Here is an 8,761-nt window from a genome sequence, read left to right as displayed (position 1 = left end):
CACCTACGGAGTGCCTTTCAACGCGGCGGATCTTGACCTTCGACAAGCCAAGAATCCCGCGCTGAACAGGCACTTCCGTGCATCACACGCCGCACACGACCCCAGAGACGTGAAAGCCCGAGGCTAGTAGCCGGAGCGCAGCAGCAGGCTCAGCGTGCTGTGCTGGGCGAGGCCGCCGAGCGACGCCAGCGACCGGAACGTCAGCGTGACGTCGACGGTGGCGGGCGCGTCGAACCGGACCCGGATGCCGCCCTCCTGCCGCGGCGCGCCGGTGAGCTCGTGCACCGGCAGCTCCAGCTCCACCCCGTCGACCGGCGAGCTCTCGATCGCCAGCGGACCGGTCACGTAGCCCTCGTTGACGATGGTGACGTCGATCGGGTGCCAGACGCCCGGCGCCAGGGTTCCGAGCCGGGTCGCGGTGCGGGCGACGTTGACCCTGGCCTCCGGGTTGACGGTGACCGAGATCGGCGCCGACGTGTCGGCGGGTTCGCAGCAGTGGCGGCTCATCACTCGGCCTCGCATTCGTCCCGGCGGGTCAGGTACACGGCTTGCGCCTCGTCGTAGGCGGCCCGGGCGCCGGCCCGCTCCGCCTCGCGGATGAACCCGGACTTCGCCTTCCACAGCGCGTCGACGGAGTCGTGCAGCCACTGCGCGCTGCGCCTCGACGCGCGGATCGGCCGGTCACCGGCCTCGACGAAGATCGGCTGGGTGTGCACGCTGGGCAGGATCCGCAGCGCCACCCAGGACGAGCGCTCCAGCGTGACGTCGAACTCGACCGGCCGCTCCACGCCGTCGGCGACGACCCGCCGCGACGCCACCGCGACGCCGTTCACCACCAGCTCCAGCAGCACCTCGCGGGTCCCGTCGACGCGGGCCCGCTCCAGGTGCCAGCCGACCGGCGCGCTGTACGACGGGCGGCCGGGCTCCGGCGGCGGTGGCGGCGACGGCGGCAGCCAGGCCGCGACGGCCGCCGTCACCCGGACCGGACCGGGCCCGTCGACGCGCTGCTCGCGGGCGGTGTCACCGTCGACGGCCAGGTCGAACACGTGACTGCGGCCGTCGCCGAAGTACGACGCGCCCGAGCGGAGACCGTCGAGCCACGCCTCCAGCGCCCGCGGCCCCCGCGGCGGCGACGGCAGCCGGACGTAGGTGCGCCCGACCCCTGGGCCGTCGTCGTAGATGCACGGGTAGTCGGTCTCGCCCAGCATCAGCGTGCGGTAGCCGACGTTGAGCAGGTGGTACCAGATGTTCAGCTCCGCGGCCGGCGCCACCTCCGCGCCGGCCTGGAAGTCCGCGGCGCCCAGCGGCACGTCGACGATGATCTCGTTGGACCCGATGGACTGGAACGCCGGGATGACGTGGTTGGGCAGCTCGTCGGTGCCCGAGGCCAGCCCGAGCCCGCAGTGCGCGTACCCCGTCAGCGCGCCCTGTGCTCGCCCCCACCGCATGATCGGCAGGTTCCAGGACGGCCAGTCCTCGATCAGCTGCGTGCCCGGGTAGTCCTGGTCGGTGAGACCCAGCAGGATGACATGCCCGGAGTGGCTGGACGGGAAGCCGGACACCTCGACGTCGTAGCGCAGCGCGCTCTCGTCGTCGCGGTCGGTGGGCCGCGGCGACCAGGTCATGCCCTGCGCCTGCTGCATCGCCTCGTTCTCCAGCAGCGCCGGCGGGCTGATCGACTCGCCGCTGAAGAACTGCTTCTGGTGGTAGTAACAGGGACCCCAGGTCAGGACGCTGCCCAGCCACAGGCCCTCGCCGCGGACGTGCCGGATCATCGTCTCCGGCGTGACGCCCTCGCTCGGGACGTTGTAGTGCGAGCAGCCGCCGGCGTGGATGTGCGGGTCGCCGGAGTAGTAGCCGCGCGCGGCCGGGTCGACCCAGCGGTCCAGCCGCAGCTCGACGGCGTCGGTGCCGGGCTCGATCCGGACGGAGCGGGTGACCTCGCGGTACTCCGGCCCGCGTCGCACCGAGACCTCGTACTCGCCGTCCGGCAGCACGATGGTCTCCCCGGTGGCCCGGTAGACGTGCTCGTGGAAGAACATGTCCGGCGCCAGCCGCATCGCCGTCGACGGGTACGACCGGCCGTGCCCGTCGCGCACCGTCACCGCGGCCATCGAGCTGCCGCCGTCAGGCTCGCGGACGTGCAGCCGGATCTCCCGCGCCGGCCGGCTCTCGAACTCGATGGCCGCGCCGTACTCCGTCGCGCTCATCATCATGTGGATCGCGGCCTGGTTCCCGGCCGGGCGGGTCAGGCTCGGCGGCCGGTCCTCGACCGCCAGCGTGAACGCCAGCCGGGCGGAGCGGGGCCCGGCGTCGCGGCTGTACGCGCTGATGACCTGGTACTCCGCCTCCAGGCCGGACAGCTCGCCGGACGTCGCCAGCCGCGTCTGCAGCCAGGCCTCCCTGATCCGCGGCACGCTGTCCAGCGTGTCCGGCAGCGCGATACGGGCGGAGTGGCTGTGCTGGTCGATGACGCCGTGCACACCCGGGGTCGTGCCACGCAGCCGGCCCTCGATCCGATGCGGGTTCACGACCCGGACGAGGAAGCTGCGCCAGCCGTGCTGGACCAGCCGCGGCGGCGCGGCGCCGGCCCGCGTGACCGTGCCGGCGTGCTCGTCGACCCTGACCTCGGCCAGCACGTACGGACGCAGCAGCGCCTCGATCTCGGCGGTGACGGGGTCGTCGGCGAGCTTCGCCAGCCGGTCGGTCACGTCGGCGGGCAGCGGGTCGCCGAGGTCGCGCAACACGTGCACGGCGCGGGTCGCGGAGGCGAACAGGGGCTGGGCGGCGGGCTCGGACACAGGTCCTCCTGTCGGCCGGGGGCTTCCCGCCGACGTTACTGTGCCGCCAGCCGCGCGTAGAACTCCTTTACGGCCGCATGGTCCGGCAGCAGGCCGGACGCACGTGCCGTGGCCAGCGACGGGGCGTCGCGGTCCTTGTCCGACAGGATCGGGGTGATCGGGCGGCCGTCGCGGTCCGTCGCCGGCCACTCGATGCCCAGCTCCGGGTCCAGCGGGTCGATCCCGTGCTCGCGGCCGGGCGCGTAGGACGCCGTGCACAGATACATGACGGCGGAGCCGTCGGCCAGCGAGAGGAACCCGTGGCCGAGGCCCTCCGCCACGTAGACGGCCCGCCGGTCGGCGTCGTCGAGCAGCACGGAGTCCCAGGCACCGAACGTCGGCGAGCCGACCCGGATGTCGACGACGACGTCCAGCACGGCGCCGGCCACGCAGGTGACGTACTTGGCCTGGCTGGGCGGGACGTCGGCGAAGTGGATGCCGCGCAGCACGCCGGCGGCCGAGACGGACAGGTTGGTCTGGACGATGTCCGGACGGTGGCCGACGTGCGGGGCGAGCTGGTCGCCGCGGAAGGACTCCAGGAACACGCCGCGATCGTCGCCGAACTGCTGGGGCGTCACCACCCAGGCGCCGGGCACCGCCAGCGGCTCGACCTTCGGGCTCATACCGGCGCCCCGTCGAGCAGGCCGATGAGGTAGTCGCCGTAGCCGGACTTCGCCAGCGCCTCGCCGCGGGCGCGCAGCTGGTCGTCGTCGATGAACCCCTGGCGCCACGCCACCTCCTCGGGGCAGCCGATCTTCTGGCCCTGCCGCGCCTCGATGACGCGGACGTACTCGCCGGCGGCCATCAGGTTGTCGAACGTGCCGGTGTCGAGCCAGGCGGTGCCACGGGGCAGCACCTCGACGTGCAGCGCGCCGCGGTCGAGGTAGGTGCGGTTGACGTCGGTGATCTCCAGCTCGCCGCGCGCCGACGGCGTCAGCCCGCGGGCGATCTCGACGACGTCGCTGTCGTAGAAGTAGAGGCCGGGGACGGCGAAGTTGCTGCGTGGCCGGGCCGGCTTCTCCTCCAGGCTGACCGCGCGGCCGCCGTCGTCGAACTCCACCACGCCGTACGCGGTGGGGTCGGCGACGTGCTGTGCGAAAACGAGCCCCCCGTCGATCTCGGTGTACTTGCGCAGCTGGGTACCCAGACCGGTGCCGTAGAAGATGTTGTCGCCGAGGACCAGAGCGACGTGGTCGGAGCCGACGAAGTCCGCGCCGATCACGAACGCCTGGGCCAGCCCCTCGGGCCTCGGCTGCTGCGCGTAGCTGAGCGAGATCCCCAGGTCGGAGCCGTCGCCGAGCAGCGACGTGAACTGCGTCGCGTCATGCGGGGTGGTGATGACGAGGATGTCGCGGATGCCGGCCAGCATCAGCGTGCTCAGCGGGTAGTAGATCATCGGCTTGTCGTACACCGGCAACAGTTGCTTGCTGACCGCCACGGTGAGCGGATGCAGCCGGGTTCCCGAGCCTCCGGCCAGGATGATGCCTCGCATGAGCGCCTACGATAGCCCGCGGAAGCGACACGCTCGGAGGGGACGAGATGCGGCTGTTGATCACTGGCGGGGCCGGCTTCATCGGCTCGCACTACGTCCGTCAGGCGCTGTCCGGCGCCTACCCGGGCCTCGACGGCGCCGACGTCGTCGTGCTGGACAAGCTGACCTACGCCGGCAACCCGGCGAACCTCGAGCCCGTCGCGGACCACCCGCGGTTCAGCTTCGTCAAGGGCGACATCCTCGACACCGGCCTGGTGGACGAGCTCGTCGCCGCGGCCGACCAGGTCGTCCACTTCGCCGCCGAGAGCCACGTCGACCGCTCCATCCAGGGCGCGGCGGCGTTCGTGCAGACCAACGTCGTCGGCACGCAGACGCTGCTGGACGCGGCCCGGCGGCACGGCGTCGAGCGGTTCGTGCACGTCTCCACCGACGAGGTGTACGGCTCCATCGAGTCCGGCTCGTGGACCGAGGACCACGTCCTGGAGCCGAACTCGCCGTACAGCGCCAGCAAGGCGAGCAGCGACCTCGTCGCGCTGGCGTACCACCGCACCCACGGCGTGCCGGTCTCCGTCACGCGCTGCTCGAACAACTACGGGCCGTACCAGTACCCCGAGAAGGTCATCCCGCTGTTCGTCACGAACCTGCTCGACGGGCTGAACGTGCCGCTGTACGGCGACGGGCTGAACGTGCGCGACTGGCTGCACGTCGACGACCACTGCCAGGGCATCGAGCTGGTCCGCTCCGGCGGGCGGTCCGGCGAGGTCTACAACATCGGCGGCGGCCGCGAGCTGACGAACAAGGAGCTCACGGGCCTGCTGCTGGAGGCCTGCGGCGCCGGCTGGGACCGCGTCGACCACGTCGAGGACCGGCTCGCGCACGACCGCCGCTACTCCGTCGACGACGGCAAGATCCGGGCCGAGCTGGGGTACGCGCCGCGGCAGGACTTCGCCGACGGCCTGGCCGCGACGGTCGCCTGGTACCGCGACGGCCGGTCGTGGTGGGAGCCGCTCAAGAACCGCTGATCGGGAGGTTCGGGTTTGCGGCGGATGCTCGGTGTCATCCTGGCGGCGGCGTTGCTCCCAGCCTGGGCGCCGGGCTGGCTCTTCGGTGAGCCGGACGCGGCGCGTGGGGTCCGTGAGCCCGCGTCCAAGACGGTGGACGTCGGCGTCTTCCGCGCCTCCGGCCGGGGCGACGCGGCCGCGATCCAGGCCGCCGTCGACGCTGCCGAGCCCGGCCAGACCGTCGTCTTCCCGGCCGGCGAGTACGTGCTGGACCGGCCGGTCACGTTCGCGTCGGACCGGGACTACGCCGCCGCCGACGGCGCCGAGGTGGTGCTGCGCGGCAGCGGCCGGCAGGGCGTCACGCTCGCGCATGACGAGCTCCACGACGTCACCATCAGCGGGCTGACCTTCGACGACGTCCGGATCGAGCTGACCGGCTCGGACGACTACGAGTCCGTCGCCGACGTGACGCTGCGCGACTGCACGTTCCGCAACGGGCGCAGCGGCAGCGAGTGGGGCGTCGCGTACGTGCTGCTGCGGCACACCAGCGGGGTGACGGTGGACGGCTGCGAGTTCCTCCGCGACCGCGACCACCCCGGCCGCGGCGTCGTCGCCGACAGCACCCGGTACACCGTCGTGAAGGACTCGTGGTTCGGGACGACCGCCGACCTCGACCCGGCCGTGCCCGACGGCTGGTTCCGCACCGCGATCAACGTCTGGGGCCACGACCTCGCCACCGGCCGGGGCAACGACGAGGTGGTCGTCGACGGCAACGTGTGGCGGCGCACGCCCGGCATCGGCGCGCCGGCCGGGTGTTCGTTCTGCCAGGACCACGGCCTGTACGCGTGGGGCAGCCGGCGGCTGTCGATCGTCGGCAACCGCGCCGACGGCTGGGACGCCTCGCCGGCCGGCGGGTCGATGAAGCTGCGCAACCAGACCGACACCTTCGTCGTCGGCAACCGGCTGCGCTCGTCGGGCATCCTCAGCTACGTCTACGCGAGCCGAGGCATGCCCGAGGTGTTCCGGCGGGTGTCGCTGCGCGACAACACGATCGACATGCTCGGCGCGACCGGCTGCCGGCACTACTGCGGGGTGACGTACTGGCGCGACACGGAGATCCTCGGCGCGCAGGGCGCACCGGAGAGCGACGTGTTCATCGGCGGCAACGCGTTCGTCGACGGCGGGCTGATCTCGGTCTCCACGGACCGGGCCGCGGCGTTCTGCATCGAGGGGAACCCGAGTGCGGAACTGGTGTCGCACGTGGGCGGGGTCCGGACGAGCGGGTGCGGCGCCGTGCCGGAGTGGGAGGAGCCGTTCGCCGGCCTGCGGCGCGGCGACTTCGACGGCGACGGGCGGGAGGACTTCGTCCAGCTGGTCCGCCCTGACGGAGAGGACCCGTTCTGGCGGGCGCACCTGAGCGCCGGGCCCGGCGTCGACGTCGAGCAGTGGCCGGCCGCGCTCGGCGGCGCCCAGCTGGCGGCCCGGTTCGGCGTCCGGACCGGCGACTTCGACGGCGACGGCCGCGACGACCTCGCCTGGGCGGGCAGCTGCCCGGACCAGCGGGCGTGCTGGCGGGTCGCGCTGGCCGGCGACGACGGCTTCGCCGAGCCGGTCGCTTGGGGCCGGGTCGGCCCGGTCACGGACGAGACGGACCGGTTCGGCGTGCACGTCGGCGACTTCGACGGCGACGCCCGCGACGACCTGCTCTACCGCGGCGCCTGCGGCGCGGCCGGCGAACCGTGCTGGCGGATGCTCGGCAGCGACGGCGAGACATTTCAGGCTCGCCCATGGGGCGACGACGCCTCCTGGACCGCCGAGTCCGACGCGTACGGGCTGCTGGTCGCCGACTTCAGCGGCGACGGCCGCGACGACGTCGGCTATCGCGGCGCCTGCGGACGGGACCGCGCGCCGTGCTTCCGCGTCCACGTCAGCAGCGACGACGGCTTCGAGGTGCGTGCCTGGGGCGACTCGTTCCGGCCCGCCGCCGACGGCTCGACGCCGCACTACGGCCTCTCCGTCGGCGACGTCGACGGCGACGGCGACGCGGACCTCGGCTACCGCGGTCAGTGCGGCGACGAGTCGCTGTGGCGGTACCACCTGAGCAGCGGGTCCGGGTTCACGGTCGCCTGCTCGCCGCGGGCCAAGCTGCCGCCGTCGTGACCGCTCAGGGCAGCAGGTCGTCGAGCATCGCGAGCATCATCCGCATGCGCCGGTTGTTCGCCTTGACGCTGCCGCGGGCGACCGCGCGCAGGTGCCGGTTGCGCCAGCCGCTGAGGAACAGCACCAGCGCGACGGCGAGCTGCTGCCGCCAGGGCACGGCGCCGGCGGCTGTGAGCGCGGGCCGCAGGGACGGCGGCGCCTCGGCCACCGCGGCCAGGGCGAGCGGGTCCGGCGCGGACTTCAGCACCTTCACCACGTCGTGCGCGACCGCCCGGTAGCCGGCGAACTCCCAGTCCACCAGCGCGAGCCGGCCGTCGGCCAGCCGGAGCACGTTGCCCACGCCGGCGTCGCCGTGGCTCAGCCCCGTCGTGAGCGGCCGGGTGTCCTCCAGTGCGGAGCGCACCCGCGACCACGTCCGGTGTGGGTCCAGGCCGTCCGGCCAGGCGCCCAGCGGCGGGTCGTCGACCAGGGACGCGAACGCGGTGAGCGCGTTCTCCCGCTCGTCGCCGTCGAGTCCCTCGTGCGTGACGCCGAGGCGCTGCCAGGTCTCGGCCAGCAGCTCCAGCAGCTCGGCGACCGTCCGCTCCGCGTCGGCCGGGCCGATCGGCACGCCGTCGAGCGTCTCCTCGACCACCCAGTCCGCGACCGCCTGCCCGCCGAGGCCGGTCCCGGCGTGCCCGTGCTCGAGGATCCGCGGGACGGCGAACGGTGTCCGGCCGACCAGCCCGCGCTGGTGCTCGATACCCGCAACCAACGGCGTCGGCACGTCCGGGACGAGCCGCTGCTGGACGGCCAGCGTCCGTGCGGCGTCGCTGAGGTAGAACGCGCGGAACCGCAGCTGACCGGCCGCGCGCATGGCCCCGACCATGACGACGTCGGCGGCCGCCGCCGAGCGCACCGTCGGCGCGGCCGTCCCCACCAGCACCGACGCGCCCGTCAGCTGGTCGACGAAGAGGCCGCGGGACGGGACCGCCGCCGGGTCCAGCAGCGCTGAGAAGGCGACGCGCTCGTCGTGGAAGAAGTGCCGGCGACGCAGCCGCGCGACACCTCGAGCGGCCGGGAGGCTGGCCGCCGTCCGCTCGATCGCGGCGGCCCAGCCGAGCGACCGGACCGTGTCGGAGATGTCCGAAGTGGCGACAGGCATCCGGCATGCTACCGAGTGCAACGTCACAGTTCAGCCGGGTTCTGCCGGGATCCGGATGAGAGTGTTCTCATCTTCGGCCGCCACGGCGCGACACGTCGCGGAAACCTACCTGCTGTAAAGTCGT

At 73.1% G+C, this 8,761-nt stretch carries 7 protein-coding genes; 2 read left to right on the top strand and 5 right to left on the bottom strand.

The annotated features are described in order from the left end of the window. Positions 1-123 precede the first annotated feature (123 nt). Genes C1I92_RS25450 through rfbA form a run of 4 tightly spaced genes read right to left on the bottom strand, consistent with a single transcriptional unit; the run spans position 124 to position 4,332 of the window. Complete coding sequence (locus C1I92_RS25450; RefSeq protein WP_111257441.1) at positions 124-507, bottom strand: hypothetical protein; 384 nt, start codon at positions 505-507, stop codon at positions 124-126. Continuing rightward, positions 507-2,801: a CehA/McbA family metallohydrolase gene (locus tag C1I92_RS25445; RefSeq protein WP_111257440.1), complete on the bottom strand. Its 2,295-nt coding sequence runs from the start codon at positions 2,799-2,801 to the stop codon at positions 507-509. The genes C1I92_RS25450 and C1I92_RS25445 overlap by 1 nt, the downstream gene beginning before the upstream one ends. Before the next feature lie 35 nt (positions 2,802-2,836). Then, positions 2,837-3,463 carry a dTDP-4-dehydrorhamnose 3,5-epimerase gene (rfbC, locus tag C1I92_RS25440; RefSeq protein ID WP_111257439.1) on the bottom strand — a complete coding sequence of 209 codons (627 nt, stop codon included), beginning with the start codon at positions 3,461-3,463 and terminating at the stop codon, positions 2,837-2,839. Continuing rightward, a complete protein-coding gene (gene rfbA, locus C1I92_RS25435; protein WP_111257438.1) occupies positions 3,460-4,332 on the bottom strand; it encodes a glucose-1-phosphate thymidylyltransferase RfbA in 873 nt (290 codons plus the stop codon). Before rfbA ends, rfbC begins: the two co-directional genes overlap by 4 nt. A 47-nt stretch (positions 4,333-4,379) precedes the next feature. Between rfbA and rfbB the strand changes: the two genes are divergently transcribed. Beyond that, positions 4,380-5,354, top strand: coding sequence for a dTDP-glucose 4,6-dehydratase (rfbB, locus tag C1I92_RS25430; RefSeq protein WP_111257437.1), 975 nt, complete (start codon positions 4,380-4,382; stop codon positions 5,352-5,354). A 24-nt stretch (positions 5,355-5,378) separates the two neighbouring features. Next, the gene (locus C1I92_RS25425) at positions 5,379-7,493 is read left to right on the top strand and encodes an FG-GAP-like repeat-containing protein (protein ID WP_111257436.1); all 2,115 of its coding nucleotides are present in this window, start codon (positions 5,379-5,381) and stop codon (positions 7,491-7,493) included. A gap of 4 nt (positions 7,494-7,497) precedes the next feature. Here the strand turns inward: C1I92_RS25425 and C1I92_RS25420 are convergent, their stop codons facing one another. Continuing rightward, positions 7,498-8,637: an aminoglycoside phosphotransferase family protein gene (locus C1I92_RS25420; protein WP_111257435.1), complete on the bottom strand. Its 1,140-nt coding sequence runs from the start codon at positions 8,635-8,637 to the stop codon at positions 7,498-7,500. Positions 8,638-8,761: the final 124 nt, after the last annotated feature.

The sequence above is a fragment of the Jiangella anatolica genome (assembly GCF_003236295.1).
GTDB lineage: Bacteria > Actinomycetota > Actinomycetes > Jiangellales > Jiangellaceae > Jiangella > Jiangella anatolica.
This window is presented reverse-complemented; position numbering and strand designations above follow the sequence as displayed.

What these genes read in the sequence shown, in the direction of transcription:
- C1I92_RS25425 (WP_111257436.1), top strand. Translation starts at nt 5,379, where the DNA reads ATGCTCGGTGTCATCCTGGCGGCGGCGTTGCTCCCAGCCTGGGCGCCG.
- rfbC (WP_111257439.1), bottom strand. Translation starts at nt 3,463, where the DNA reads ATGAGCCCGAAGGTCGAGCCGCTGGCGGTGCCCGGCGCCTGGGTGGTG.
- rfbA (WP_111257438.1), bottom strand. Translation starts at nt 4,332, where the DNA reads ATGCGAGGCATCATCCTGGCCGGAGGCTCGGGAACCCGGCTGCATCCG.
- C1I92_RS25450 (WP_111257441.1), bottom strand. Translation starts at nt 507, where the DNA reads ATGAGCCGCCACTGCTGCGAACCCGCCGACACGTCGGCGCCGATCTCG.
- C1I92_RS25420 (WP_111257435.1), bottom strand. Translation starts at nt 8,637, where the DNA reads ATGCCTGTCGCCACTTCGGACATCTCCGACACGGTCCGGTCGCTCGGC.
- rfbB (WP_111257437.1), top strand. Translation starts at nt 4,380, where the DNA reads ATGCGGCTGTTGATCACTGGCGGGGCCGGCTTCATCGGCTCGCACTAC.